General features: G+C 53.0%; 28 protein-coding genes and 1 other RNA gene. All 29 read left to right on the forward strand.

Annotated elements, in window-relative coordinates:
* Positions 1–13: 13 nt before the first annotated feature.
* The 29 genes from dnaK to BN7444_RS06755 all read left to right on the forward strand — a co-directional run bounded on the left by dnaK (position 14) and on the right by BN7444_RS06755 (position 25,856).
* Positions 14–1,843: a molecular chaperone DnaK gene (gene dnaK, locus BN7444_RS06615; protein ID WP_068457458.1), complete on the forward strand. Its 1,830-nt coding sequence runs from the start codon at positions 14–16 to the stop codon at positions 1,841–1,843.
* 113 nt (positions 1,844–1,956) lie between these two features.
* Entirely contained in the window at positions 1,957–3,087 is a 1,131-nt protein-coding gene (gene dnaJ / locus BN7444_RS06620) for a molecular chaperone DnaJ (RefSeq protein ID WP_068458485.1), read from the forward strand.
* Positions 3,084–3,998: a 50S ribosomal protein L11 methyltransferase gene (gene prmA, locus BN7444_RS06625; protein ID WP_068457460.1), complete on the forward strand. Its 915-nt coding sequence runs from the start codon at positions 3,084–3,086 to the stop codon at positions 3,996–3,998. The genes dnaJ and prmA overlap by 4 nt, the downstream gene beginning before the upstream one ends.
* Positions 3,995–4,729, forward strand: coding sequence for an RsmE family RNA methyltransferase (locus BN7444_RS06630; protein ID WP_068457462.1), 735 nt, complete (start codon positions 3,995–3,997; stop codon positions 4,727–4,729). Before prmA ends, BN7444_RS06630 begins: the two co-directional genes overlap by 4 nt.
* A complete protein-coding gene (gene mtaB / locus BN7444_RS06635; protein WP_068457464.1) occupies positions 4,716–6,038 on the forward strand; it encodes a tRNA (N(6)-L-threonylcarbamoyladenosine(37)-C(2))-methylthiotransferase MtaB in 1,323 nt (440 codons plus the stop codon). Before BN7444_RS06630 ends, mtaB begins: the two co-directional genes overlap by 14 nt.
* Positions 6,019–6,357: a histidine triad nucleotide-binding protein gene (locus BN7444_RS06640; RefSeq protein ID WP_068457470.1), complete on the forward strand. Its 339-nt coding sequence runs from the start codon at positions 6,019–6,021 to the stop codon at positions 6,355–6,357. Before mtaB ends, BN7444_RS06640 begins: the two co-directional genes overlap by 20 nt.
* Positions 6,358–6,467: 110 nt before the next feature.
* On the forward strand, positions 6,468–6,647 hold the full coding sequence (gene rpsU, locus BN7444_RS06645; RefSeq protein ID WP_068367335.1) for a 30S ribosomal protein S21: 180 nt from the start codon (positions 6,468–6,470) through the stop codon (positions 6,645–6,647).
* A 16-nt stretch (positions 6,648–6,663) separates the two neighbouring features.
* On the forward strand, positions 6,664–7,107 hold the full coding sequence (locus BN7444_RS06650) for a GatB/YqeY domain-containing protein (RefSeq protein ID WP_068457471.1): 444 nt from the start codon (positions 6,664–6,666) through the stop codon (positions 7,105–7,107).
* An 82-nt stretch (positions 7,108–7,189) separates the two neighbouring features.
* Positions 7,190–7,870 (forward strand): NfeD family protein, encoded by a 681-nt coding sequence (locus BN7444_RS06655; RefSeq protein WP_167627205.1) that lies wholly within the window; start codon positions 7,190–7,192, stop codon positions 7,868–7,870.
* Between the two features lie 85 nt (positions 7,871–7,955).
* A complete protein-coding gene (gene floA / locus BN7444_RS06660; RefSeq protein ID WP_068457476.1) occupies positions 7,956–8,948 on the forward strand; it encodes a flotillin-like protein FloA in 993 nt (330 codons plus the stop codon).
* Positions 8,945–9,373: a hypothetical protein gene (locus tag BN7444_RS06665; RefSeq protein WP_068457478.1), complete on the forward strand. Its 429-nt coding sequence runs from the start codon at positions 8,945–8,947 to the stop codon at positions 9,371–9,373. The genes floA and BN7444_RS06665 overlap by 4 nt, the downstream gene beginning before the upstream one ends.
* A gap of 11 nt (positions 9,374–9,384) precedes the next feature.
* Positions 9,385–10,407 (forward strand): PhoH family protein, encoded by a 1,023-nt coding sequence (locus BN7444_RS06670; RefSeq protein ID WP_068457479.1) that lies wholly within the window; start codon positions 9,385–9,387, stop codon positions 10,405–10,407.
* On the forward strand, positions 10,394–10,858 hold the full coding sequence (gene ybeY / locus BN7444_RS06675) for an rRNA maturation RNase YbeY (protein ID WP_068457481.1): 465 nt from the start codon (positions 10,394–10,396) through the stop codon (positions 10,856–10,858). Before BN7444_RS06670 ends, ybeY begins: the two co-directional genes overlap by 14 nt.
* The gene (locus tag BN7444_RS06680) at positions 10,845–11,549 is read left to right on the forward strand and encodes a diacylglycerol kinase (protein ID WP_068457482.1); all 705 of its coding nucleotides are present in this window, start codon (positions 10,845–10,847) and stop codon (positions 11,547–11,549) included. Before ybeY ends, BN7444_RS06680 begins: the two co-directional genes overlap by 14 nt.
* Position 11,550: 1 nt before the next feature.
* A complete protein-coding gene (locus tag BN7444_RS06685) occupies positions 11,551–11,967 on the forward strand; it encodes a cytidine deaminase (protein ID WP_068457484.1) in 417 nt (138 codons plus the stop codon).
* Positions 11,960–12,856: a GTPase Era gene (era, locus tag BN7444_RS06690; RefSeq protein WP_068457486.1), complete on the forward strand. Its 897-nt coding sequence runs from the start codon at positions 11,960–11,962 to the stop codon at positions 12,854–12,856. Before BN7444_RS06685 ends, era begins: the two co-directional genes overlap by 8 nt.
* Positions 12,837–13,547: a DNA repair protein RecO gene (recO, locus tag BN7444_RS06695; RefSeq protein WP_135122050.1), complete on the forward strand. Its 711-nt coding sequence runs from the start codon at positions 12,837–12,839 to the stop codon at positions 13,545–13,547. Before era ends, recO begins: the two co-directional genes overlap by 20 nt.
* 13 nt (positions 13,548–13,560) lie before the next feature.
* Positions 13,561–14,448 (forward strand): glycine--tRNA ligase subunit alpha, encoded by an 888-nt coding sequence (gene glyQ, locus BN7444_RS06700; protein WP_068457492.1) that lies wholly within the window; start codon positions 13,561–13,563, stop codon positions 14,446–14,448.
* Positions 14,441–16,534 (forward strand): glycine--tRNA ligase subunit beta, encoded by a 2,094-nt coding sequence (glyS, locus tag BN7444_RS06705; protein WP_068457494.1) that lies wholly within the window; start codon positions 14,441–14,443, stop codon positions 16,532–16,534. Before glyQ ends, glyS begins: the two co-directional genes overlap by 8 nt.
* Before the next feature lie 7 nt (positions 16,535–16,541).
* Positions 16,542–17,165: a transcriptional regulator CcpN gene (locus BN7444_RS06710; protein WP_068457497.1), complete on the forward strand. Its 624-nt coding sequence runs from the start codon at positions 16,542–16,544 to the stop codon at positions 17,163–17,165.
* Positions 17,158–17,988 (forward strand): pyruvate, water dikinase regulatory protein, encoded by an 831-nt coding sequence (locus tag BN7444_RS06715; RefSeq protein ID WP_068457498.1) that lies wholly within the window; start codon positions 17,158–17,160, stop codon positions 17,986–17,988. Before BN7444_RS06710 ends, BN7444_RS06715 begins: the two co-directional genes overlap by 8 nt.
* Before the next feature lie 8 nt (positions 17,989–17,996).
* Positions 17,997–19,022 (forward strand): deoxyguanosinetriphosphate triphosphohydrolase, encoded by a 1,026-nt coding sequence (locus BN7444_RS06720; RefSeq protein ID WP_068457500.1) that lies wholly within the window; start codon positions 17,997–17,999, stop codon positions 19,020–19,022.
* Between the two features lie 15 nt (positions 19,023–19,037).
* Positions 19,038–20,810 (forward strand): DNA primase, encoded by a 1,773-nt coding sequence (dnaG, locus tag BN7444_RS06725; RefSeq protein WP_068457503.1) that lies wholly within the window; start codon positions 19,038–19,040, stop codon positions 20,808–20,810.
* Positions 20,807–21,922, forward strand: coding sequence for an RNA polymerase sigma factor RpoD (gene rpoD, locus BN7444_RS06730; protein ID WP_068457505.1), 1,116 nt, complete (start codon positions 20,807–20,809; stop codon positions 21,920–21,922). The genes dnaG and rpoD overlap by 4 nt, the downstream gene beginning before the upstream one ends.
* Positions 21,919–22,587, forward strand: coding sequence for a class I SAM-dependent methyltransferase (locus BN7444_RS06735; protein WP_068457508.1), 669 nt, complete (start codon positions 21,919–21,921; stop codon positions 22,585–22,587). Before rpoD ends, BN7444_RS06735 begins: the two co-directional genes overlap by 4 nt.
* The gene (locus BN7444_RS06740) at positions 22,562–23,323 is read left to right on the forward strand and encodes a Nif3-like dinuclear metal center hexameric protein (protein ID WP_068457510.1); all 762 of its coding nucleotides are present in this window, start codon (positions 22,562–22,564) and stop codon (positions 23,321–23,323) included. Before BN7444_RS06735 ends, BN7444_RS06740 begins: the two co-directional genes overlap by 26 nt.
* 19 nt (positions 23,324–23,342) lie before the next feature.
* Positions 23,343–23,669, forward strand: an RNA gene (rnpB, locus tag BN7444_RS06745) — RNase P RNA component class A.
* Positions 23,670–23,760: 91 nt separating this feature from the next.
* Entirely contained in the window at positions 23,761–24,909 is a 1,149-nt protein-coding gene (locus BN7444_RS06750; protein WP_068457511.1) for a CapA family protein, read from the forward strand.
* A gap of 2 nt (positions 24,910–24,911) precedes the next feature.
* Complete coding sequence (locus BN7444_RS06755) at positions 24,912–25,856, forward strand: S-layer homology domain-containing protein (RefSeq protein ID WP_068457513.1); 945 nt, start codon at positions 24,912–24,914, stop codon at positions 25,854–25,856.
* Positions 25,857–25,911 lie beyond the last annotated feature (55 nt).

The raw sequence follows: 25,911 nt of genomic DNA on the forward strand, positions 1-25,911 counted from the left end.
AGGAGGAAACAACATGGCAAAAATTATTGGTATTGACTTAGGTACAACGAACTCCGCCGTCGCCGTAATGGAAGGCGGACAATCGACGATTATTCCCAACATTGAAGGCAACCGGACGACACCGTCCATCGTGGCATTCACCAAAGACGGCGAACGCCTCGTCGGTGAAACGGCAAAGCGTCAAGCCATCACCAACCCGGACAGAACCGTATCGTCCATCAAGAGAGAAATGGGCAGCGATCACAAAGTTACCATCGACGGAAAAGATTACTCGCCCCAAGAAATCTCGGCTATGATTTTACAAAAATTAAAATCCGACGCCGAAAGCTATTTAGGCGAAACCATTACCGAAGCGGTTATCACCGTTCCCGCATACTTTACCGACGCCCAACGTCAAGCGACGAAAGACGCCGGACGTATTGCAGGCTTGGACGTTAAGCGTATCGTCAACGAACCGACGGCAGCTGCTCTCGCTTACGGCGAAGACAAGGACACGGATTCCAGCATGGTTATGATCTACGACTTAGGCGGCGGCACCTTCGACGTGTCCATTTTGGAACTGTCCGACGGCGTCTTCGAAGTACAATCCACGCGCGGCAACAATAAATTAGGCGGCGACGACTTTGACGAAAAGGTCATCGACTGGATCGCCGAAAGCTTCAAGAAAGAAAACGGCGTCGACTTAAAGGCCGACCGCATGAGCTTGCAACGTTTGAAAGAAGCGGCAGAAAAGGCGAAGAAAGAACTTTCTTCCACCATGAGCACCAACATCAACCTGCCCTTTATTACCGCCACGGCTGAAGGCCCCTTGCACCTGAACATGGACCTTTCTCGTGCGAAATTCGACGAATTAACCGCCGATCTCGTAAAGAAAACCGAAGACCCCGTTAAGGAGGCGTTGAAAGACGCCAACCTTTCCGCATCGGATATCGACAAAGTCTTGTTGGTAGGCGGCTCCACCCGTATCCCCGCCGTACAAAACTTGGTTAAGAACCTCATCGGCAAGGATCCCCAAAAAGACATTAACCCGGACGAATGTGTCGCCTTAGGTGCCGCCATTCAAGCCGGCGTATTGAGCGGCGATGTTAAGGACTTACTCCTCTTAGACGTTACGCCCCTTTCCTTAGGGATCGAAACCATGGGCAGCGTCACCACTCGCTTAATCGAACGCAACACCACCATCCCCACGAAGAAGAGCCAAATCTTTACGACGGCCGCCGACAATCAAACCAGCGTCGACATTCACGTCCTTCAAGGGGAACGTCAAATGGCACAAGATAATGTGACCTTGGGTCGCTTCCAATTAGACGGCATCGCACCGGCACGCCGCGGCGTACCTCAAATCGAAGTCACCTTCGACATCGACGCCAACGGCATCGTCAACGTCAGCGCCAAGGACTTAGGCACCGGCAAGGAACAACACATTACCATTACCTCTTCCTCCAACCTGACGGAAGATGAAATCAAGGAAAAAGTTCGCGAAGCCGAAGTTCACGCCGAAGAAGACAAGAAGAAAAAAGAAGCCATCGAAATTAAAAACAATGCGGATTCCGTCATCTACGCTTCGGAAAACGCACTGAAAGAAGTCGACGGCAAGATCTCCGACGCCGACAAGAAAAAGGTGGAAGATGCCATCGAAGACTTGAAGAGTGTTAAAGATACGGACGATATCGACGCCATTAAGGCCAAGACCGAAGCCCTTCAAACGGCTTTCCAATCCGTATCGGAAGAACTTTATAAACAAGCCCAAGCGCAAGCAGATGCACAAGGCGACGAAGCGAAAGCTGACGACGATGTAGTCGATGCCGACTACGAAGTGGTCGACGATGAAGACGACAAGTAATCAATTGGGCAAAAAGGGCACTTCGGTGCTCTTTTTTTGTTTTTAAATCTTTTAAAGTCGCCGCGGATAGGGTATGATAACACTATTTGAGCAAAGAGAAAGAGATGGTGTCCATGAGAGATTTTTACGAGATTTTAGAGATAGAGCGTACCGCCACGGCGGCGGAGATAAAAAAAGCATACAGGAAAAAAGCGAAGCAGTACCATCCGGACCTGCACCCGGGGGACGACGAGGCGGAGCATAAATTTAAGGAAGTAAATCTGGCCTACGAAGTCTTAAGCGACGAAACGAAGCGCCGCACCTACGACGTCTACGGCGAAGAAGGCATTAAGAACGACTACGCCTCCGGCGGCGGGGGATTCAGCGGCGGCTTCGGCGATATTTTCGGCGACCTCTTCGACATGTTCGGCGGCGGTTTCGGCGCGAATTTTTCCGGCGGCAATCAAGCCAAGGCGCCCAGAGACGGCGCCCACATTCGCTACGATATCAATTTAACCTTTAAAGAAGCGGTGTTCGGCACGGAAAAAGACATTCAGATCCGTCGCACGGAAAACTGCTCCCACTGCCACGGCACCGGCGCCGAGGACGAGAGCAAGGTCCACACCTGCGAAACCTGCGGCGGTAGCGGTCAGGTGCGTCAATCCACCTCGTCGGCTTTCGGCCGCTTTATGCGCGTGGTGCCCTGTGATACCTGCGGCGGCACGGGAACCGTCATCGAAGAGCCCTGCAAGCACTGCAAGGGCAGCGGCAAGGAGACGGTAAACAGAACCCTTCACTTGCGCATTCCCGCCGGCGTCGACGATCAAAGCGTCATGACCATGGCAGGGGAAGGCCACGCCGGTGACAACGGCGGCCAAGCGGGCACGGTGTACGTCTATCTCCATGTGGAAGAAGACGAGATCTTCACCCGCCGCGGCAATAATTTATACGTAGAGATTCCCATTCGCTACGAAGACGCCGTCTTAGGCGGCACCATTAAGGTTCCCACCCTGAAGGAAATCGTCGATTACGACATTCCCGCCGGCACGCAAAGCGGCGAAGACTTCCGCATCAAAGGGGAAGGGGTACCCTTCCTACGTCGAAAGGGCGCCGGGGATTTGATCTTTATGGTGAAAATTCTCGTCCCGACGAAAGTATCCGAGGGCGAGCGGGAACTTTTGGAACAGTTGCGCAGCGAAGTAGGAAACAAAAAGACCGAGCAGGAAAAGGGATTTTTACAAAAACTAAAGGACTTTTTTGAATGACACAATACCACATGCTGAAACTAACCGGGGAACGGGCGCGGCAAGATGAGGGAGAGACCCTCTTTCAGTCCATGGGCGTGGACAGCTACGAAGTGATTTCTCCGGAAGCCATCGACAATTTAAAAGAAGGCGCCTTTATTTGGGACTGCATCGACGAGGACCTGCTTCAGGCTCCGTCGGATGTATTTGAATTAAAGGCTTATTTCGATGCCTCCCAATTAGATGAAATGGACGAATTGTTAAAGGCGGCCCGCGATCGGGGCTTTTCGGCGGAAACGGAAGCCGTGGCCGATCAGGATTGGGCCAACGACTGGAAGCGCTACTTCCATCCCATCGCCATCGACGAGGGACTTTCCATCGTGCCGAGCTGGGAAGATTACGATGCCCGCGAGGGCGAAAAAATTCTGCAACTGGATCCCGGCATGGCCTTCGGCAGCGGCAATCACGCCACCAGCTTTCTCTGCTCCCGCTACCTTCGCCGGTACGTGAAGCCCGGAGATTCGGTCATCGACATCGGCTGCGGCAGCGGCATCTTGTCCCTGGTGGCCGTGGCATCGGGGGCGGCAAGAGTCATCGCCGGGGATTTGGATCCCCAGTGCATCGAAGCCACAAAGAACAACGCGGTGAAAAATCAAATGGAGGATAAGATCGACGTGCGCCTCGGCGATCTTTTCCAGGTGGTGAAGGAAGAGGCCGACGTGGTGGTGAGCAATATCTTCGCCGAAGTGATCATCGGCATGGCAAGTGATGTGTATTCTCACGTGAAGCCCGGGGGCATATACATCGCATCGGGGATATTAAAAGAAAAACTGGAGGATGTAAAAGCCGCCTTGGCGAAGGAAGGCTTTGTTATTCTCGAAAGCGAAACCGACGGCGACTGGTCGGCCATTGCGGCGAGGCGTTCGTCATGAGGCATTTTTTTGTAGATGACAGGCCCGTCGTAGGCAAGCGCGCGGCATTAAAAGCCGAAGACAGCGACCACCTGCTCCGGGTGCTCAGGGCAAAGGAGGGCGACGAAATCCAAATCGCCTGGAACGAAAGCCTTTACCGCGGCATGCTTGAGATCGTCGGCAACCGAGCCTTTGTGCGGGTGGAAGAAGCCCTGGCGCGGGAAGAGGAAAAGGCGCAGCTGATTTTGGCTCAAGGCGTGGGGAAGAATCAAAAGACGGAGACCGTGTTGAAGCACGCCACGGAATGCGGCATCGACGGTTTCATTCCCCTCCAGATGGACCGCTCCGTCTCCAATCTTTCGAAGAAGTACGAGGGGAAAAAGGCCCGCTTCGAAAAAATCGCCCAAGAGGCGGCGAAGCAATCCAATCGGCGCCGCGTGCCGGATATCGGCGAGCTTCTTACCGTGGACGAACTCATCGAGGGAGCGGATGCCGACGACCTTCTCGTCGTCTGTTACGAAGGGGAGGCCGCCGTGGAAATCGAAGATGCGGATCTGTCTTGTGCCAAGAGAATCTATCTGATCATCGGCCCGGAAGGCGGCTTTTCCGAAAGGGAAGTCGCACTTTTAGAAGAGGCGAAGGCCGCCTTCGTTACCATGGGCGAGCGGATATTACGAACGGAGACGGCAGGCGTCGTGGCATCTTATGTGATGAAGCGAAAAATAGAAAGGGGCGTTCATGGGGCGATTTAAAACCTATACATTGGGCTGCAAAGTCAATCAATACGAAACGGAAGCCGTCGAGGAAATGCTCGAAAAGGAAGGCTATGTCCACGACGATTCCATGGACGTGGATCTCGCCATCATCAACACCTGCACGGTGACCAACGAGAGCGATAGGAAGAGTCGTCAGATTATTCGTCGGCACAAGCGGGAGAATCCTCATTGCAAAGTAGTGGTACTGGGCTGCTACGCCCAGGTGTCCGCGGAGGAAGTGGCAAAAATTGAAGGCGTGGATTTGGTCTTAGGTACGAAAGATCGCGCCGCCCTTCCCGGCTATATCGACGCGCTCTTTCAGGGGGCGGAGCAAATCGTCCACGTCAGGGCCCACGAGCAGGGCGAGGACTTCGAGCATTTAAAGATCAAGGAAATCGAAGACCACACCCGGGCCTACATGAAGGTGCAGGACGGCTGCAATCAATACTGCTCCTACTGCATCATTCCCTACGCCCGGGGCTTTATCCGCTCCCGGGACATGGCCGATGCTACGGAGGAGGCGAAGCGCCTCGCCGAAAGCGGCTTTAAGGAAATCGTCTTGACGGGGATTCACGTGGGCAGCTACGGAAAAGATTTGGCGGAGGATGTGTCTCTCATCGATCTCATCGAAGCCATGGACCGAGTGGAAGGAATCGAGCGGATTCGCCTCTCCTCCATCGAGCCCATGACCATTACCGACGATTTTTTAGATCGGGTGGCGAAGCTGAAAAGCTTTATGCCCCATTTCCATTTGTCTTTGCAAAGCGGCGGTGAAAAAACCTTGCGGGAGATGAACCGCAACTACAGCCCCGAGGAGTATCGTGACACGGTGCAGCGCATTCGGCGCGTCTTTCCCGATGTGGGGCTGACCACCGACGTCATCGTGGGCTTTCCCGGAGAAGGGGAAGATGATTTTGGGGAGAGCCTGGACTTCGTCGAGGAAATGGGCTTTTCACGGCTCCACGTCTTTCCCTACAGCATGAGGAAAAACACGCCTGCCTCGAAGAGGACGGATCAAATTCCCGGTCCCGTAAAAAAAGAGCGGGCCGCCCGCATGATCGCCTTGGGGGATCGAATGGCCTCGGATTTCGTGAAGGAGAGAATCGGCAAGACCTATCCCGTGCTTTTCGAAGAGAAGAAAGACGGCAAGAACTACGGCTACACGCCCAACTACATTTACCTGGCCGTGGAGGGAAAAGAAGATCTGAGAAACACCCTGCAATATGTTACAATTGAGGGAGAAAGCGGCGGTGAGATCACCGGCCGAATCAGAAAGGAGCATGCGAATGGATTGTCTGTTTTGTAAGATCATCGAAGGCGAAATTCCTTCCCAATGTTTGTACGAAGATGACAAGATCTATGTCTTTAAAGACATCGATCCCCAAGCCCCGGTTCACTTTTTGGTGATTCCGAAAAAACACATCGACTCACTGGACACCATGGACGATGAAGACGGCGAATTAATCGGTTATGTCTTCGAAAAAATTCGCGACCTGGCCAAGGAGCAAGGCCTGAAAGACGGCTACCGCGTCGTGAACAATATCGGCGAAGACGGCGGCCAATCGGTGAAACACATGCACTTCCACGTCTTGGGCGGCCGCAGTTTGCAGTGGCCACCGGGTTGATCTTTGAAAAACCTTAGTTTTGTTGAATTCGCCTCCCGAAACGTGTATAATAGTTAAGAATTTAGTCGAAAAGGCTATTCACTCTTTTCAAAAAGAGGGGAGGGGAAATCATGTCGGAAATCCGCGTTGGAGAAAACGAGTCTTTAGAATCTGCCTTAAAAAGATTTAAAAGACAATGTGCTTCCAGTGGTGTTTTGAAAGAAGTTCGTAAGCGCGAACACTACGAAAAACCCAGTGTAAAGCGTAAGAAAAAATCTGAGGAAGCACGTAGAAAAAAACGTAAATACTAATTGAGAAGGTGTTAATTTGTCTTTAAAAGAAACCTTGATGCAGGATTTAAAAACTGCAATGAAGACGAAGGATAAGAGAACGAAAGATACGATCACCATGGTACGCGCCGCCATTAAACAAAAAGAAGTGGACGAACGCGTCGAGCTAGACGACGACGGCGTGCTCACGGTACTCGCCAAAGAAATCAAGGAACGCCGAGGCAGCATCGAAGAGTTCGAAAAAGCCGGCCGCGACGACTTGGTCGAAAGCACAAAGGCGGAAATCGACGTTCTCATGAAATACATGCCCGAACAATTATCGGAAGAAGAACTGGAAAAGTTGATTCGCCAAGTGATGGAAGAAAACAACATCACGGAGAAAAAACAAATGGGTCTTCTCATGAAAAACATTATGCCGAAAGTGCAAGGACGCGCCGACGGCAAAGCGGTTAACGCCATCGTCAATCGCATTTTAAATTAAAGTAACCCGGAGAGCGTCTCCGGGTTATTTTCGATTACATGCCAATTTCCTCGGGTATAATTGTATTAGGAGGTGTATGGGCATGAAGGCTTTCTTGGCGAGTTTAGGCACTCTTTTTGCGACGACGCCGTCATACGGCGCGGGGGCTGCGGCCGATATCTTGCCGTGGCTGCGCTCGGCGCTGGTTATAATCGGTTTGGCGAGCTTTACCTACGCCCTCTTTTCGAAAGAGTTTTCCAAAAGCTGGATCTTCGGCACCGCGGCCCTTCTTATTTATTTCCTCACGGGAATTTTCGTCGGCGGAGCCTCCGTCATCACCTTGCTTTTGTGCTTGGTCGGCGGCGTCCTTTTGCTTATCGAGGCCATCGTGCCGGGCTTCGGCATCGCAGGCATCAGCGGCATCGTCTTGTTTTTCCTCTCCCTGGCTCTGGCCATGGACGACGGGATTCAAGCCGTACTTACTTTTGCTCTTTCCGCCGTCGTCGTCCTGGTCATGGCGCGGGGCCTGTGGGAGAAGGGCGAAGGCCTGCCCGTGGTCCGGAAGCTCATGGGCGAAAGTCCGGCCTTTACAAAAAAGCCTTTGGCTCTGAAGGTGGGGGATGTGGGCTATTCCAGAACCCAGCTTCGCCCCGAAGGCATCGGCGAATTTAACGGCGAGGAAATCACCGTACACTCCGCCGGCCCTTTAATCGAAGGTCACCGAAAAATCGAAGTCGTGGCCATTCGCGGCCGCAGCGTCAGCGTCAGGGCCGTGGACGAATAAATTTTCGCTCGCACTTTTTTAAAATCGAAATTTAACGCAATGATAAAACCCATTTCTAACAAATCATTTCTCGGGAGGTAATCCAATGAGCATCGGATCCATATTAGGCACACTGCTCGCCATTGTGGTGGTCGTCTTTCTCTTTGTTATTTTGACCATGGTCCCCATCGGCCTTTGGGTCACGGCGTTTTTCTCCGGCGTGAAAGTACGAATGACCGATTTGATCGGCATGCGCCTGCGCCGCGTGAAGCCGCGCCGTATCGTCAATCCCATGATTAAGGCCACAAAAGCCGGCATGGGATTAAACATCGCATCCGTGGAAGGCCACTATCTGGCCGGAGGCAATGTGGACGCCGTGGTGGACGCATTAATCGCCGCACAACGTGCCGATATTCAGCTAAATTTTGAAGAAGCCGCCGCCATCGATCTGGCGGGCCGCGACGTTTTGGAAGCGGTGCAGGTCAGCGTCAATCCGAAAGTCATCGAGACGCCGAAAATTTCCGCCGTGGCACAGGATGGCATCGAAGTCTTGGTCATCGCCAAGGTGACCGTGCGGGCCAATATCGATCGCCTCGTCGGCGGGGCAGGGGAAGAAACCATTATCGCCCGCGTCGGCGAAGGCATCGTCACCACCGTGGGTTCTTCCAGAACCTACAAGGAAGTGTTGGAAAACCCGGACAATATTTCCCGCGTCGTTTTGGACAAGGGCCTGGATTCGGGCACGGCCTACGAAATTCTATCCATCGACATCGCCGACGTGGACGTGGCCCGAAACATCGGCGCCCGTTTGCAAACGGATCAGGCGGAAGCGGACAAGCGCATCGCCGAGGCGAAGGCGTCGGAACGCCGCTCCATGGCCATCGCCAGGGAACAGGAAATGCGTGCGGAAGTGGAAGCCATGCATGCCCGCGTCGTAGAAGCTCAATCGGAAGTGCCCAAGGCCTTGGCGGAAGCATTGAAATCCGGCAAGCTTTCCGTGGGCGGCTATTACGAGCTTGAAAATTTAAAGAGCGACACGGCCATGCGAGAAGCCATCGCCGGCGGCGACAAAAATAAATCGACTGAGGCCCGTGAATGAACGGTCTTCTAACCCTCATCCTTATCGGTGCCTTTGGCCTGATCAGAAGCCGTATGGAGCAAAGACGCAGAGCCGAGGCGAATCAAAAAAAGAATCATAAAGAACGGGAGCCGGATTACAAGACCCTGCCCTTTGAGGTGCAGCAGGCCATTAAAGAATTTCAACAGCCCGGGGAAAAGCCGGCGAAAAAGAAAACTCAGAGGCAAATAGACCGGCATTTAAAACAGAAGCGGCAGATGAGCGATGAGGCCCTTCAAAGGGCTACAGAGGCCGAGAAGGCCATGACAAGTACCGAGGAGCAGGCGAAGGCGGAGCCGGCAGATGAAAAACCCTCGCCCTTTGCCGCCATCGAAGCATTCGACGAGGCTTACCGGCCGTTTATCTACAGTGAAGTATTCAGCAAACCCAAGTGTAAGCGTAAGTAAAGGAGACGTTTTTGCAAGATCAATTAGTAATCGGCATCAGTGAACCCAAGGTGTTAAAGGAATTGTTCGGCCATTTGGACGAACACACGAAGATGATCGAGGAGGCCTTTTCCGTGCACATCCGTCAGGAAGACGACGGACTGACGGTAAAGGGCGAAGACGAGCCCGTGAGACAGGCGGGGATCGTCCTGCAAAATTTAATCGAGGCCATTCACAAACAAAAGCGAGTGGACAAAAAAGACGTGGCCTACAGCATCGATTTGGTTCGGGCGGGCATCGAAGACAGCTTTACATCCCTCTTGGACGACGTCATCGTCTACACGGAAATGGGCCGTCCCATTCGCCCGAAGACCTTGGGGCAGAAGCGCTACTTAGACGCCATCAGGAGCCACGACGTGGTCTTCGGCATCGGCCCCGCCGGTACGGGGAAGACCTACATCGCCATGGCCAATGCGGTGAAGGCTTTTAAGGAGAAGGAAGTGAACCGCATCATCCTCACCCGCCCCGCCGTGGAGGCCGGGGAGAGCCTGGGCTTTTTGCCCGGGGATTTGCAGATGAAGGTGGATCCCTACCTGCGTCCCCTCTACGACGCCCTTTTCGAAATCTTGGGTCAGGACGCCTTTCAAAAGTATTTGGAAAAAGGTCTTATCGAAGTGGCACCCTTGGCCTACATGCGGGGGCGGACCTTGGACAATGCCTATGTCATTTTAGATGAGGCGCAAAACTCCACCAACGAGCAGATGAAGATGTTCTTGACCCGCCTGGGTTACGGCTCCAAGGCCATTATTACCGGGGACGTGACGCAAATCGACCTGCCCCGAGGTAAGCAGTCCGGTCTGAAGACGGTGCTGAAAATTTTAGATGGAGTCAAGGGCATCGAAATCATTCGTCTGGGCAGAAACGACATCGTGCGCCATCCCTTGGTGCAACGAATCATCGACGCCTACGATCGCTTCGATCGGGAAAAGGAAAAGAAGGCGGCCGAGGAGTCGGAAAAGAAAGATAAAAAGGACAAGTCCCATGACAGAACTTAGCCTTTACATGGACGACCGGCAGGAGACCATCGCCCTATCCGACGAGGACAGGGATTTGATCGAGAAGCTGATCTCTTTCGTCGTTCCGAAGATCGCAGAGGAAGCCGAGGTGGAAGTCTCCGTCAGCTTCGTGGAAGACGAGGAGATCCGTCGACTGAACCGGGATTTTCGCGGCGTGGACAAAACCACGGACGTTTTGAGCTTTCCCATGGATGAGGCTTACGGTGACTACAGAAATTTAGGCGATGTGATCATTAACACCCGCAAGGTGGAGGAACAGGCCGAGGATTTCGGCCACGGCTATCGCCGGGAACTCACCTACTTAACGGTGCACAGCCTGCTTCATTTGGTGGGCTACGATCACGAGGAGCCGGATGAAAAGGCGGCCATGCGGGAAATGGAAGAAAAGCTTCTGGCGGCTTTTGAAGGGGAAGAATATGAAGCGCGGTAATTTTATTAAATCTTTTAACTTTGCCGTACAGGGCATTGTCAGCTCCATTCATTCGGAGCGGAATATGAAATTTCATTATGCGGCGGCATTGGGGGTCATCGCCTTCAGCCTTTTGTTTAATCTGTCCCGCATTGAATTTATTGCCCTGCTCTTTGCGGTGACCTTCGTCATCGTATCGGAGCTTTTTAACACGGCCATCGAGCGCACCGTGGACATGGTCACTCAGGAATACCATCCCATGGCGAAGCTGGTGAAAGACATCAGCGCCGGGGCGGTGCTTCTCGCGGGCATTAACGCGGCGGTGACGGGCTATTTGCTTTTCTTCGACCGAATCATTTCTTTTTCCGACGTGGTCCTGGTGCGAATTAAAAACTCCGGGCCCCACCTGACCTTTGTGGCCATTATTATCGTCTTGATCTTGACCGTGGGCGCCAAGCTCTACAAGAGAGAAAGCGGCGGCAGTTACTTTCAAGGCGGCGCCGTCAGCGGCCACTCGGCCCTTGCTTTCTGCATGGCGGCTTCCATTACCTTTATCTCCATGAACGGATTTATCGCCGCTCTCGCCTTCGGCCTGGCCTTTTTAGTGGCGGAAAGCCGCATCGAAGGGGAAATACATAAGCCCATAGAAACCGTGGCGGGGGCGATCCTAGGCATTGCCGTCGCCGCCATTATATTTGTATGGATGGGATAAGATGAACGAAAAAGAAACGATTCAAAAATTAATTGCCGCGGCCAAAGAGGCGCAACAGGGCGCCTATGTGCCCTACTCCGGCTACGCCGTGGGAGCGGCCCTTCTCGCCGACGACGGCAAGATCTATACCGGCTGCAATATCGAAAACGCCTCTTACACGCCCACGGTCTGCGCCGAGCGGGTGGCCGTATTTAAAGCCGTGAGCGAAGGCGCCAAGCGGGTGGAAATCATCGCCGTGGTGGCGGGAGAAGACAAGGGCTATCCTTGCGGCGTGTGCCGCCAAGTGCTCCGGGAATTCGGAGAAGACGCCACTATCGTCGTGGCGAAAGACGAAGAAAACTATCACGTCCACAAGTTGGACGAGCTCTTGCCCCACAGTTTCGGGCCGGAAAATCTAAAAGGAGAAGTCGATGCATAAATCAGGATTTGTCAGCGTCGTGGGACGGCCCAATGTGGGCAAAAGCACACTTTTAAACAGAATACTTAAGGAAAAACTGTCCATTACCTCGAACAAGGCCCAAACCACGAGAAATAAAATCACCATGATCCACACCGACGATCGTGGCCAAATTGTTTTTCTGGACACGCCGGGGATCCAGTCGCCGAAAAACAAACTGGGCGACTATATGTTAAAGACCAGCGTCTCTTCCATGGAAGGCGTAGACGTGATTCTTATGGTGGTGGACATGAGCGACTACCTGGGCCCCAAGGACAAGATGATCCTCGAGGCCATGGACAAAGAAGGGAAGGACATTCCGGCGATTCTGGTCATTAACAAAGTGGACATGGCGCCCAGAGACGAAGTCTTGCCCATTATCGCCAAGTTTGCCGCTATGGAACGCTTCGACGACATCGTCCCCGTCTCCGCCTTAAAGGACGAAAACGTGGACCACCTGTTGGATGTGATCTTTGACCACTTGCCGGAAGGCCCCCAATACTTCCCCGAGGACATGATCACCGATCAACCGGAGAAATTTATCGTCGCCGAACTGATTCGGGAAAAGGGCCTGTTCTATCTAAGGGACGAAGTGCCTCACGGCCTGGCCGTGTCCATCGACTCCATGAAAGAGCCGGAAGGCAAGGATATCATGGAAATCCAAGCCACCATTTACGTGGAGCGGGATTCCCATAAGGGCATTATTATCGGCAAAGACGGACAGATGCTGAAGCGCATCGGCACGGAGGCGCGAAAAGAAATCGAAGCCTTTCTGTCGGAGCGGGTCAACCTTCGGCTCTGGGTCAAGGTCAGCAAAAACTGGCGGGAAAAAGACGAGAAGGTAAAGGCCTTTGGATACAAAGCGGATTGAGTGTCAAGGGGTGGTTCTCGCATCCATGCCCTACGGGGAGAGCGATAAAATCATTCGCCTCTACACGGAGCGGGCGGGGAAGCTTTCCGTCTTGGTAAAGGGCGCCAAGTCCCGCCGCTCGGCCACCGTGGCTTTAAGCGAGACCTTCACCTTCGGCCTCTACCGCCTCGGTGCGGGAAAGAGCTTTTATTATTTAAACAGCGGGAAGATTTTGCAGGGCAATATGGGGCTGAGAAAAAATTACGACGCCCTGGTCTACGCATCGGCTTTGGTGGAAATCGTCGACAAGAGCAGCGTAGAGGGAGAGGGCACGGCTCGGATCTTTTCTTTGACGCGAAAGGCCCTTCACGAACTCTCGGTGAGAGAGGCGCCCCTGCCGGTGTTTCTCGGCTTTTTAATCAAGTATTTAAGCTTTATGGGCTACCGGCCCATGATGCCGGAAACCGACGAGGGCTCTTACGTTTTTCTCACAGGCAGCGGCGTGGTGGAAGCCGACGGCGCCTACGGAGGGGCCCCCTTAGACGACGAAGATATTTACACTTTCCGCCATTTGCTATATACTCCATTGGATAAGATAAATTTATCCCATGTGCTTCCGAGTACATTAGAAAAAATCTATGGACTGATGAAAGTGTACGCCGTGGATAATTTACAACTGGACAACATACAATCTCTACAGTTGAGGATGTAGAGGGGAGGAAGAAATGCATTTTCAAGGAATGATACAGAAATTACAAGAATACTGGAACGAGCAAGGCTGTGTGGTTTTGGAACCCTACGATACGGAAAAAGGTGCCGGAACCATGAGTCCCCATACCTTTACGCGCACCTTGGGTCCCGAACCCTGGCGCACCGTGTATGTTGAACCTTCCAGACGGCCGGCGGACGGCCGTTACGGCGACAACCCCAATCGCCTCTATCAACACCATCAACTGCAAGTTATTTTAAAACCGTCTCCCGAAGACGTGCAGGAACTTTATTTGAAGAGCCTGGAAGTTTTGGGCATCGATCCTTTGAAACACGACATCCGCTTCGTGGAAGACAACTGGGAATCCCCGACCCTGGGCGCTTGGGGCTTGGGCTGGGAAGTTTGGCTCGACGGCATGGAAATCACCCAGTTTACTTACTTCCAACAAGTCGGCGGTATTAACTGCGACTTGGAAAGTGCGGAGCTGACCTACGGTTTGGAACGGATCGCCATGTATTTGCAAGATGTGGACACGGTTTACGACATCGACTGGAACGGCCACATTAAATACGGCGACATCTTTAAAAAAGCCGAGTACGAGCATTCGAAGTACAGCTTTGAAATTGCCGACATCGACATGCTGAAACACCTTTTCGACATGTACGAAAAGGAAGCGACCCGTGTCCTGGATTTAGATCTCGTCCTGCCGGGCTACGATTACGTATTGAAGTGCTCCCATACCTTTAATCTATTGGACGCAAGAGGCGCCATATCCGTTTCCCAACGGGCGGCCTATATTTCCAGAGTACGGAACATGGCTCGTCTGACGGCGCAAAAGTATATTGAACAGAGAGAAGCCATGGGCTACCCGCTGATCAAGAAGGGGGAGGACGATCATGAGTAATCGCGAGAATATTTATTTAATCGAAGTGGGCGTGGAGGAATTGCCTTCCTCCTACATTCGCAATGCGTTAAATGCATTTAAAGACTTGGTGGAAACGGCGTTGAACGAAGCGAACTTAGGCTTCGATCACATCGCCGCATACGCCACGCCGCGGCGTTTGAGCCTGATGATTCACGACATCGACGACGCCCAAGGCGACATCGAAGACTGGGTCAAGGGGCCGGCGAAAAAAATCGCCTATAAAGAAGACGGCTCCATTAACAAACCCTTGGAAGGCTTTTTGCGCAGTCAAAACGTATCGGAAGAAGATCTTGAAGTGCGCGAGCTCAAGGGCAACGAGTATATGTATGCCCACATTCATAAAAAGGGCGAACCGGCAGAAGTGATTTTGGCGGAGATTATTCCCGATGCCATTCACCACATTCCCTTCCCTAAAAATATGCGTTGGGGCGGAAAGAACATCCGCTTTGCCCGTCCCATTCGCTGGGTTCTTTCCATGTTAAACGACCGCGTCGTGCCCTTCGATCTGGAAGGCATCGCCTTGTCCAATGTGACTCGCGGCCACCGCTTCCTGGGCAGCAGCCACATCGTCATTAACGACGTGCGTGAATACGAAGAAGCCTTAGAGAAAAATTTCGTCATTCTCGATCAGGACAAGCGCAAGGAAACCATCCTCTATCAAATTCGCCACATGGCCAAATCCAATGGCGGCGAAATTCATAAAGACGAGGATCTTTTAGAAGAACTGACCTTTATCGTGGAATACCCCACGGCGATTTTGGGCAATGTTCAGGAAAAATTCCTCTCCCTGCCTGACGTGGTCATCACCACGCCGATGCGGGAACACTTGCGCTACACCCCGGTCTACAGCCCGGAAGGAGAGTTGCTTCCCTACTTCATCACCATTCGCAACGGCAACGAAGACTACGCCGACGTGGTGGCGGAAGGCAACGAAAAAGTATTGGAAGCCCGCCTGGAAGATGCTCGCTTCTTCTTCGACAACGACAGAGAGCGGCCCTTGGAAGACTACGTCGCCGCATTGGACGGCATCGTCTTTCAGGAAAAGCTGGGCACCATGGCGGACAAGTCCAAACGCCTGGGAGACCTCGTCGTTCGCATCGGCGAAATTTTAGCCGTGGGCGACAAGACCGTGGAATCGGCGAAGCGGGCATGTTATTTGTCCAAGGCCGATTTAATGACCAATATGGTTCAGGAATTTACGGAGCTGGAAGGCATTATGGGCAGCATTTACGCCGCCCTGGACGGTGAAGAAGATGTCGTGGCCGACGCCATTCGGGAACAATATATGCCCGTATCCAGCGGCGCAGATCTGCCCGAAACCACCACCGGCACCATCGTCTCTTTGGCCGATAAATTCGACACGATCTGCGGCCTCTTTGCCATCGGCGAAGTGCCCACCGGCAGCCAAGACCCCTTTGCCCTTCGCAGAAAGGCCATCGGCATCTTGCGCATGATCAACGAAAAGCGCTGGGAATTATCTTTAAGCGACTGCATCGACGCCTCCCTGTTCTCCTTTGTGGATTCCATGGGCCTGGTCTTCGATCGGGAAGAAGTGCGGGAGCAAATTCTTAAATTCTTCCGCGGCCGCATCGACACCATGTTGGACGACGACGGCATTCGCTACGACATTATCCAAGGCCTAAACGACATCGAAGGGGAAGACAGCCTGCGCGTCTTTGAAAAGGCACAGGCCCTGCAAAACTTCTTTGTGGACGGGGACCGCAAGTCCTTCCTGGAAGCGGTGACCCGCGTAGAAAATATCGCATCGAAAAACGATCCGGTGGAAGAAGCCGTGAACGAAGAAATCTTAACGGAAGAAGAAAAAGTCCTTTACGATAAAGTCGTCGCCCTGGAACCTGAATTGGACGATGCCTACAGAAAGCGCGACGACGCGCGGTATTTGGATCTGTTAAACAGCTTAACCGATCCCATTCACCAATACTTCGACCGCGTCATGGTTATGGCGGAAGACGAAGCACTCAGAAAAAATCGCTTAGGCTTGATTCAACGAATCGACGCCTTGGTACAAAGGGAGTTTAACGGAAAACAAATCGTCGAAGGGTAGGTGCCCTGTGAAACTGAGTAAGCGCCAAGAGCAGATCATAAAAATCGTTCGAGAGGAAGGGCCCATTATCGGCGACGACATCGCCGGGCTCTTGGACGTGGCGAGAGGCACGATTCGAAACGATTTAAGCGTGCTCACCATGCTCGATTATTTAGACGCCAGACCCAAGGTCGGTTACTATTACAAAGGCGACCCCACCCACCTACGGCTTAGAGAAATTTTAGAGAGCATCGTGGTGGAAGAAATCATGAGCGTTCCCGTGGTGCTGGATGAAAAGGCCAGCGTCTACGACGGCATTTGCACGATTTTTCTCGAAAACATCGGCACGATTTTCGTCACCCGCGACGGCTATCTCGTGGGCTGCGTCTCGAGAAAAGATTTGCTCCGCTCGGCCATCGGCAAGGTGGATCTCGAGAAGACGCCGATTTCGCTTATTATGACCCGCATGCCCAATATTATTTCCGTGGGCCCGAAGGACAGCATTTACGAAGCGGCCCTCGCCATCGATCACGGCCAGATCGACGCCCTGCCCGTGGTGGAGGGCGACGAGCAGCTGAAAGTGGTGGGCCGTTTGACCAAAACCAATATTAACCGCTTAGTAGTAGATTTAGGGGGAAACGAAGATGAGTGATTCCACATGGGACGAATCGAAACTTATGGTGTATGTCATTAGCGACAGCATCGGCGAAACCGGCGAGCTCATCGCCAAGGCATCGGTCAAGCAATTTGACACGAAGGATTTCGCCATTAAGCGCTTCCCTTACACGAATACGGTGGAGCAGGTCAAGCCTCTACTGGAGGATGCGGCCAAGCACAAAAGGGCCTTAGTGGTCTACACCAATGTGGATAAGGACACCCGGGCCTATATGAAGCAGAAAGAGTGCGAGCTGAATCTGCATATGGTAGATGTCATGGGCCCGCCTATGGATGAGATCCAATCGATTTTAGGCTACGAGCCCATGCGTCAACCGGGACTCATTCGCCGCCTCGACGACAATTACTTTAAAAAAGTCGAAGCCATCGAATTTGCCGTACAATACGACGACGGCAAGGATCCCCGCGGTGTGGTCAAGGCGGACATCGTCCTCGTCGGCGTCAGCCGTACGTCCAAGACGCCCCTGTCCATGTACCTTGCCAACAAGCTTTACAAAGTGGCCAATGTGCCTTTGGTGCCGGAAGTGCCCGTGCCCAAGGAAGTCTATCAAAAAGACAAGCGCCGGCTATTCGGCCTGGTGGCCAATTCTGACAAGCTCTATACCATTCGTGAAGAGCGGCTCCGCGCCTTGGGGCTGAACTCTTCGGCGAAGTATGCCAATGTGGACCGCATTAAAGAAGAAGTGGATTATTCCGTACAGATTATGAAAGACATCGGCTGTACGATTATCGACGTGTCCAATAAGGCCATCGAGGAAACGGCGGAGATTATTAACGACTACATGGTGAGCCGGTTTTAGGAGGATCTATGCTTCAACGCGAGCGATGGGAACAAATCGAAGAGACCATACTGCACGAGAAGGCGTCGCACGCCGTGCGGTCCAAGGGGCGCTTAAAAGAAGAGGCCCCTTGTTCCATGCGCACCTGTTTTCAACGAGACAGGGACCGCATTATCCACTCCAAGGCCTTTCGCCGCCTGAAGCATAAGACCCACGTCTTCGTGGCACCGGAGGGGGACCACTACCGTACCCGCCTCACCCACACATTGGAAGTGGCGCAGATCGCCCGCACTATGGCACGGGGTCTGGCGCTAAATGAAGATTTAGTGGAAGCCATCGCCCTGGGTCACGACTTGGGCCATACGCCCTTCGGCCACTCCGGAGAAGCGGTGCTGGATCAGTTGCATCCCAATGGCTTCGATCACGCCGCCCACAGCTTGCGGGTGGTGGATCTGTTGGAATCCAAAGGGGATCGGCCGGGGCTGAACTTAACCTGGGAAGTGCGGGACGGCATTTTACATCATTCCAAGGAACAGGCCGTCAATCCCGCCCACACCTTGGAGGGACAGATCATTAAATTTGCCGATCGCATCGCCTATTTGAATCACGACATCGACGATGCCATTCGCGCCGGCGTCCTCTCCATGGAAGACATACCGAAAGACATTGTGGCCACCTTGGGGGCGACTCATTCCGATCGCATTACCTCCATGGTGAAAAGCCTCATCGATGCCAGCGGGGACTTAAATGAAATTACCATGGACCGGGGAATTTACGAGGCCATGTCGGATCTTCGCAAATTTATGTTTCAGCGGGTGTATTTCAATCCCACGGTCAAGAGCGAAGACGGAAAGGTGGAGCGGCTCATTCGAGATCTCTACGCCTACTTTATGGAAAATCACGAGGCCATTCCCGAGGCCCACGTGGCTTTTTCAAAGGCCCACGACATGACGAGCGACGATATGGTCACCGACTATATCGCCGGCATGACCGATCGCTTCGCCATCAATGTATGGAAGGAACTGTTTGTGCCCAAGGATTGGCACAGTCTGTAGAAAGCAGGTGACAATATGGCTTCGATCATCGACGATGAAATTATTCAGCGGGTAAAAGAAGAGAGCGATATTGTCGAATGGATCGGTCGCTACACCAAGCTGGAAAAAAAGGGAAGAAATTACATGGGTCTTTGTCCTTTTCATACGGAAAAGACCCCTTCTTTTTCTGTGCAGCCGGAAAAGGGCTATTACCATTGCTTCGGTTGCGGCGCCGGCGGCGACGTGATTAAATTTCTCATGGAAAAAGAGGGCTTGGGCTTTATCGAGGCCGTGGAAAAATTAGCCGAGGATCTTCACATCGACTTAAAGCCCTCCTTCAGAGACACGGCCGCGGATAAAAAGCGCGAGCGCATGGTGGCCATGAACCGAGAGGCGGCCCTGTACTACATGGAAATTTTAAGCCGCAATCCCTACAGCCTGGACTACTTAAAAAATCGCGGCATCGGACAGGACATGATCCTGGCCTTCGGCTTGGGCTTTGCCCCCGCCGGCGGCGATCAGCTGTTGGGCCATATGAAGGCAAAGGGCTACGACGAAAAGGAGCTTTTTGAAGCGAATCTCCTCTCTTACAACGAAGAGCGCAATCATTACTACGACCGCTTCAGAAACCGTCTGATCTTTCCCATTATCGACAGAAAATCCCGAGTGGTGGGCTTCGGCGGCCGCGTGCTTGACGACAGCTTGCCCAAATACCTGAATTCGTCGGATACCTTGCTCTATAAAAAGAGCCGGGAGCTTTACGGATTAAATCGGGTGATGAAAGTGTCGGACCGGGAGCGCATTCTCCTGGTGGAAGGGTATATGGACGTAATCTCCCTTCACGCGGCGGGGATAGGCTACGCCGTGGCGAGTTTGGGCACATCCCTTACCCGGGAGCAGGCCCGCATCATTAAGCGCTACGGCAAGCAGGTATTTATTTGCTACGACGGCGACAAGGCGGGACAGGCGGCCACGGACCGGGCCATTGAGGTGTTGTTGGCGGAAGACATTCGCCCCCGTATCGTCGTCTTGGAAGGGGGCAAGGATCCGGACGAATACATTCGCGACTACGGTAAGATCGCCTTTGAGGGAAAATTAAATCGCGGCCTCTCCTCCGTGGAGTTTCAGGTGCAGAATCTGGAAAAGAATTACCATCTGGAAGACGCCGCCTCCCTGTCGGAATTTCTGAAGGGCGTCACGGGGATTTTGTCCAAAGTGAAAAGCCCCGTGGAGCGCGACGTCTTTGCCAATAAATTTGCCGAGACCTACGGCGTCAGACCCGAATCCTTCGAAGCGGAATTTCGCCGCGGTCAGGCGAGCCGCCCGAAGGAAGTGAAAAAAAAGCCGGAGACCGATCGCCAGGAAGGTCTGTGGCTCAGCCTCTTGCAGTACGGGTTGGAAGACAAAGATTTTTTCGCCATTATCGAGAAGAAGGATCAGTGGAAATACGTGGCAGACGAAAATGTCGGCCGCATGTTTACCTATCTTTCGGACCTTTACAAAGAGGACCTACCGGCGAAAGAGCGAAAGGGTCAATTTTTTGATGCCTATCCCGAGATGAAAGAGCGTTTCTATCGGCTCACAAAGGGTATGGATTTAATACATGCAGAGGCCATAGTCAGCGAGCTTATCGACCGTATTTATTCCGAGGGCCTCAGGCTGCGCAGTCAGAAATTATTGCACGACATCGAACATATGGAAAAGTCGTCTGAAGGGGACGAGCATGAAAACTTGTCCGAAAAATTATACGAATTAAATGAGATCAACCGACGTTTACACGAAGTAGAAAAGGGGACGAATCATAGATGACGAACAACTTGGATCACAAGGATCACCTCCACGAATTTGACGAACATATTTTGGAAAAAGATCCGGCCATTGAAAAGTTATTTAAAAAAGGCGTCAAGCACGGCAGCTTAACGGCGCAGGAAGTCGTCGATGCCCTTGACGATATAGACTTGTCCAGCGACGAAATGGACGACATCTATGCGGAGTTTGAAGACCTTGACGTAGAAATTTTAAGAGACGACGAGGACAAAAAGACCAAGATTTCGGCGAAGAAGAAAAAGGAAGTGCCGGAAATCAAAGGCGGCAGCGTCGACGATCCCGTGCGCATGTACCTGAAGGAGATCGGCAAGATTCCCCTTCTGGAGCCCGACGAAGAAGTGGCCATCGCCAAGCGCATGGAAGAAGGAGACGAGCTGGCCAAGCGGGAGCTGGCCGAAGCGAATCTGCGTCTCGTCGTCAGTATCGCCAAGCGCTACGTGGGCCGAGGCATGAGCTTTTTGGATTTAATTCAAGAGGGCAATTTGGGCCTGATGAAGGCCGTGGACAAATTCGATTACAAGAAGGGCTTTAAATTTTCCACCTACGCCACTTGGTGGATTCGCCAAGCCATTACCCGTGCCATCGCCGATCAGGCCCGGACCATTCGCATTCCCGTGCACATGGTGGAAACCATCAACAAATTGGTGCGGGTGCAAAGGCAATTGGTGCAGGATTTAGGGCGGGATCCCCAACCGGAAGAAATCGCCGAGGAAATGGGCATTACCGTGGACAAAGTGCGTGAGATTCAAAAGATCGCCCAAGAGCCGGTGAGCCTGGAAACGCCTATCGGCGAGGAAGAAGATTCCCACTTGGGAGACTTTATTCCCGACGACGATATTTTATCGCCTCAGGAAGCCGCCACCTTTATCCTCTTAAAGGAACAGCTGGGCGATGTGCTCACCACTTTGACGGAAAGAGAAAAACAAGTGCTTACATTGCGCTTCGGTTTGGATGACGGCCGGGCGCGCACTTTGGAAGAAGTGGGCAAGGAATTTGACGTCACCCGGGAGCGGATTCGTCAAATCGAAGCGAAGGCCCTGCGTAAATTGCGCCACCCGAGCCGCAGCAAGAAGCTAAAGGACTTTTTGGAATGATTCAATCGTCCAAGCGGCTTCAGGCCGTATTTCATATGACCCCGAAGGTTCAACGCGTGGGAGATATAGGCTGCGATCACGGCTATATCTCCCACGCCCTTTTAGAGGCAAATAGAGCCGAGAAAGTCATCGCCACGGATATTTCCCTACCCAGCCTGAACAAAGCGGCTTCTCTTTTGTCAGGGAGCTTTAAGGGCCGTTTCGAAACCCGCCTCGGCGACGGATTTGCGCCCATGGCCCCCGGCGAAATTCAGGGAGCGATTATTATGGGCATGGGTGGCCTGTTAATTGCGGACATCCTCTCTCGTGGAAGGGATGTGGCGGATGCCCTGGATTGGTGCATCGTCCAGCCCATGCAGGGAGCGGAAGATTTGTTCGACTACATTTCCCGCGGGGGCTTTCGCCTTTTGGAAGCGGATCTCGTGGAAGAGCGGGGCAAATTTTATCCCCTGATGAAAATTGTACCGGGGGGAACGGATTCCGTATCGTGGAAAGATTTTATCGGCTGCGACGATTTTCTTCCCATGGCGGAAAAAGAAAAGGCGCGGCTCGAGGGCGTGGCCCGTGCCGTGGAAGTGAGCGGCAAAAAGGATTTAATCGACAAGGCAAATAGGGACGTGGAAAAGTGGGAGGCGTACATTGAACTGTGTAGAAATCGTCAATAAATTGCGGACATGGGCGCCGGAAGAGACCCAGGAGCCCTGGGACGCCAGCGGTTGGCAGATCAAACTCATGGACCGCGAGGTAAGCAATGTGGTGGTGGCCATGGACGTCACCCCCGAGACGGTGGATCTCGCCGCGGAAGTGGGGGCGGAATTGATCTTAACCCACCATCCCTTTTTCTTCGGCGGCCTTTCTAATGTGGCTGAAGAGACCACCAAGGGCGCCATGGTGGTGGATTTAATTCGCAGAGGCATTTCCGTCTACTCCGCCCACACCAATATGGACAAAGCCAAGGGCGGCGTGAACGATCAATGGATCCACAAGCTGGGTCTTGAAAACGTCCGCGTCCTTTCGGAAGAAGACGAGCTGGGCATTTTGGGCGAGAATCATTTAACCCTGTCGGAGCTTTCGGCAATTTTTAAAGAAGAAGGCATCGAAAATGTGCGGGGTTACGGAAAGAAAAAAGACGCGGTCTCCACCATCGCCTTCGTGGGCGGAAGCGGCGCCGATTACATCGACGAGGCGGCCCTACGGGGGGCCGACGTGCTCATCACCGGCGATGTGAAGCATCACGACGGCCAGCACGCCTACGAAATCGGCCTCATGGTTTTGGACATCGGCCACTTCCACAGCGAAAAGGCCATCTTAATGGCCATGGCGGAGTGGGTGGAAGAAATTTCCGGCGCTCGGGCCCACGTCATGATGAATTCGCCCTTTGTCTTTGAACTGAAGGGATAAATGTGGTAAAATAATTCGTCGAGTACGTCAGTTAACTGCGCGCATGCGAGGAAAGTCCGTGCTCCACAGAGCGAGGATGCCGGATAACGTCCGGTAGGGGCGACCCTAAGGCTAGTGCAACAGAGAGATACCGCCTGCAAAGGTAAGGGTGGAAAGGCGAGGTAAGAGCTCACCAGCGCACAGGCGACTGTGCGGCTATGTAAACCCCATTCGGAGCAAGACCAAAGAGGAACAAAGGCGGCTGCTCGTCGCCTCCGGTAGGTAGGTCGCTAGAGCTTTCCGGCGACGGAAAGACCAGACAGATAGTTAACCGATACAGAACACGGCTTACAGACGTAGTCGACATGGGCGGGGGAGACCCCGCTTTTTTCATACAAAAAATTCATAAAGACTGGTACAATAGGGTTGTTGAATCACTTTAAAGAAAAGGAATTGCCATGAAGAAATTTTTATCCCTTGTGCTTGCGGCCCTTCTGCTCTTAAGCGGCTGTGAGCCTGTGGCGGAACAGAGGCGGTCGCCTGCGGCGAAAAAGGCGGAGCCTGCGAAAGTGGTGAATCTTATCGCCTTTGGCGACTACATGGTGCACCGGCCGCAGATCAACGGAGCGAAGACGGCGGACGGCTTCGACTTCACCGGCGACTTTCAGTATCTGAAGCCCTATATCGACGCCGCTGATGTAGCCATGATCAATCTCGAAACCACATTAACCGACGGGGCCAAGGGCTACACCACCTTTCCCTTGTTTGCCTCGCCTATAGAAATCGCCCGGGATTTAAAAACCGTGGGCTTCGATGTAGTCTCCACGGCGAACAACCACGCCTACGACACCTTCGGTCCGGGGGTGGAGACCACCTACCGCGCCCTCACCGATGCGGGCATGGATGTGGTGGGCTCCGGCGAAAATAAGGCGGAGCCCTTGATCAAAACCGTGAAGGGCATGAAGATCAGTTTTCTCGCCTATACCTACGGCCTCAACGGAAACGACGGGGTCATGAAAAACAGTGAGAAGCCCGAAGCCGTGGCCATCTATTCCGAAGAAAAGGCGGATGAAGATATCAAGGCGTTAAAAGCGGCGGGGGTCGATGCCATCGTCTGCTATATGCACTGGGGCGTGGAGTATGTGAAGGAGCCCACGGCGGAGCAGACAAAACAGGCGGCCTACCTGGCGAAAAAAGGCGTGGATATTATTTTCGGGAGCCATCCCCACGTGCCGCTTTCCATAGACTATATCGTGAACGGCGACAGGAGCACCTTCGTCGCCTATTCCATGGGCAATTTCGTGTCCAATCAGCGGCGGGAGTATATGAACACATCCCGAGTGGAAACGGGACAAATGGTGCGGGCCCAACTGACGAAGGATGAAAAGGGCACCCGCGTCACGGCCTTTCTGCCCGATGCCCTCTACGTGGACAAGCATTGGAATGACCGGCTGCACTTCGACGTCTTGCCTGCAGAGGCCGTATTAAGCGGTGAGGTCCCTTGCCCCCGCGTGGAACAGGTGAGGGGACGATTGGAAGAAACATTGAGCGCCCATAGAGAGCGCGTGGATCCGAATATGGTATTATTGTTTAAGGAGGAGAAATAAAGATGAAAAAGAAAAGAACCATGGTAGCCATTACTTTAGCAGCCCTGACATTGGCCATTCAAAGCCCGGCCGCTTACGCCGCCCGCTTTAAGGACGTGGGGACGGACCACTGGGCTTACAGCTATATTTCCGAAATGGCGGATAGAAAAGTGTTGAGCGGTTATCCCGACGGCACCTTTAAGCCCGATCGCTACGTGAGCTTGCCGGAGATTTTCGTCTTAATCAAAGGCATGAAACAGCCCACGGAAGCCGTGCTCTCGCAGGCGAAACTATCCTACAGCGGCATGGCCCGCGCCTGCGACGTGCCCGATTGGGCGGTGGAAAGCGCCGCCTACGCCCTGGACCGAGGCATTATTACGCCAAAGCAATTAAAGGCCGCTCAGGCCGCCGGCCAATTCAAAACGAAAAACGTGGCCTACCCTGCCCGCAAAGAAGTGGCCGCCTATTATGCCAGAGCCTTAAACCTTTACGGTATGAAGGATCACTCCAATCTGAAAGTAAAAGACCTGGATCGAATGGGCACCGTGTCTAACGAAATCGACGTACAAATTCCCGCCGCCGATTACGTGGCGGCTCTGGTAAAAGAAGGAATCCTCGCCGCCGAAGGCAGCGACGGCTTCTTCCAAGGGGATCGTCCCGTGCGCCGCTCGGAAATGGCAATTATTTCCAAAAAAGCCGGAGACTATACGCCGCCGGCACAGGTGATGAAAGATGTGGTCATCTACACGAAAGACGGTTGCAGATTCTGTGAAATGACCAAGGCCCTGTTTACGGACAGCCTGAACAATCCCTTTGTAGAAAAAAATGTTTCCAAGGATCCCGAAGCCTTGCGGGAACTTCAAGCCAAGGGCTACGACAAAGTTCCGGTGGTGATTGTGGACGGCAAGGTCATCGAAGGTTACAAACCCTTCGAAATCATGGCCCTTTTTGACAATCGTATTAAATAACCAAGTCCCTACGGTGACCGTAGGGATTTTTTCATGGAGATTTGTTAAAATAGAC

The organism is Peptoniphilus pacaensis, assembly GCF_900088125.1.
Taxonomy (GTDB): Bacteria; Bacillota; Clostridia; order Tissierellales; family Peptoniphilaceae; genus Aedoeadaptatus; species Aedoeadaptatus pacaensis.

What these genes read in the sequence shown, in the direction of transcription:
- dnaK (WP_068457458.1), top strand. Translation starts at nt 14, where the DNA reads ATGGCAAAAATTATTGGTATTGACTTAGGTACAACGAACTCCGCCGTC.
- dnaJ (WP_068458485.1), top strand. Translation starts at nt 1,957, where the DNA reads ATGAGAGATTTTTACGAGATTTTAGAGATAGAGCGTACCGCCACGGCG.
- prmA (WP_068457460.1), top strand. Translation starts at nt 3,084, where the DNA reads ATGACACAATACCACATGCTGAAACTAACCGGGGAACGGGCGCGGCAA.
- BN7444_RS06630 (WP_068457462.1), top strand. Translation starts at nt 3,995, where the DNA reads ATGAGGCATTTTTTTGTAGATGACAGGCCCGTCGTAGGCAAGCGCGCG.
- mtaB (WP_068457464.1), top strand. Translation starts at nt 4,716, where the DNA reads ATGGGGCGATTTAAAACCTATACATTGGGCTGCAAAGTCAATCAATAC.
- BN7444_RS06640 (WP_068457470.1), top strand. Translation starts at nt 6,019, where the DNA reads ATGGATTGTCTGTTTTGTAAGATCATCGAAGGCGAAATTCCTTCCCAA.
- rpsU (WP_068367335.1), top strand. Translation starts at nt 6,468, where the DNA reads ATGTCGGAAATCCGCGTTGGAGAAAACGAGTCTTTAGAATCTGCCTTA.
- BN7444_RS06655 (WP_167627205.1), top strand. Translation starts at nt 7,190, where the DNA reads ATGAAGGCTTTCTTGGCGAGTTTAGGCACTCTTTTTGCGACGACGCCG.
- floA (WP_068457476.1), top strand. Translation starts at nt 7,956, where the DNA reads ATGAGCATCGGATCCATATTAGGCACACTGCTCGCCATTGTGGTGGTC.
- BN7444_RS06665 (WP_068457478.1), top strand. Translation starts at nt 8,945, where the DNA reads ATGAACGGTCTTCTAACCCTCATCCTTATCGGTGCCTTTGGCCTGATC.
- ybeY (WP_068457481.1), top strand. Translation starts at nt 10,394, where the DNA reads ATGACAGAACTTAGCCTTTACATGGACGACCGGCAGGAGACCATCGCC.
- BN7444_RS06680 (WP_068457482.1), top strand. Translation starts at nt 10,845, where the DNA reads ATGAAGCGCGGTAATTTTATTAAATCTTTTAACTTTGCCGTACAGGGC.
- BN7444_RS06685 (WP_068457484.1), top strand. Translation starts at nt 11,551, where the DNA reads ATGAACGAAAAAGAAACGATTCAAAAATTAATTGCCGCGGCCAAAGAG.
- era (WP_068457486.1), top strand. Translation starts at nt 11,960, where the DNA reads ATGCATAAATCAGGATTTGTCAGCGTCGTGGGACGGCCCAATGTGGGC.
- glyQ (WP_068457492.1), top strand. Translation starts at nt 13,561, where the DNA reads ATGCATTTTCAAGGAATGATACAGAAATTACAAGAATACTGGAACGAG.
- glyS (WP_068457494.1), top strand. Translation starts at nt 14,441, where the DNA reads ATGAGTAATCGCGAGAATATTTATTTAATCGAAGTGGGCGTGGAGGAA.
- BN7444_RS06715 (WP_068457498.1), top strand. Translation starts at nt 17,158, where the DNA reads ATGAGTGATTCCACATGGGACGAATCGAAACTTATGGTGTATGTCATT.
- BN7444_RS06720 (WP_068457500.1), top strand. Translation starts at nt 17,997, where the DNA reads ATGCTTCAACGCGAGCGATGGGAACAAATCGAAGAGACCATACTGCAC.
- dnaG (WP_068457503.1), top strand. Translation starts at nt 19,038, where the DNA reads ATGGCTTCGATCATCGACGATGAAATTATTCAGCGGGTAAAAGAAGAG.
- rpoD (WP_068457505.1), top strand. Translation starts at nt 20,807, where the DNA reads ATGACGAACAACTTGGATCACAAGGATCACCTCCACGAATTTGACGAA.
- BN7444_RS06735 (WP_068457508.1), top strand. Translation starts at nt 21,919, where the DNA reads ATGATTCAATCGTCCAAGCGGCTTCAGGCCGTATTTCATATGACCCCG.
- BN7444_RS06750 (WP_068457511.1), top strand. Translation starts at nt 23,761, where the DNA reads ATGAAGAAATTTTTATCCCTTGTGCTTGCGGCCCTTCTGCTCTTAAGC.
- BN7444_RS06755 (WP_068457513.1), top strand. Translation starts at nt 24,912, where the DNA reads ATGAAAAAGAAAAGAACCATGGTAGCCATTACTTTAGCAGCCCTGACA.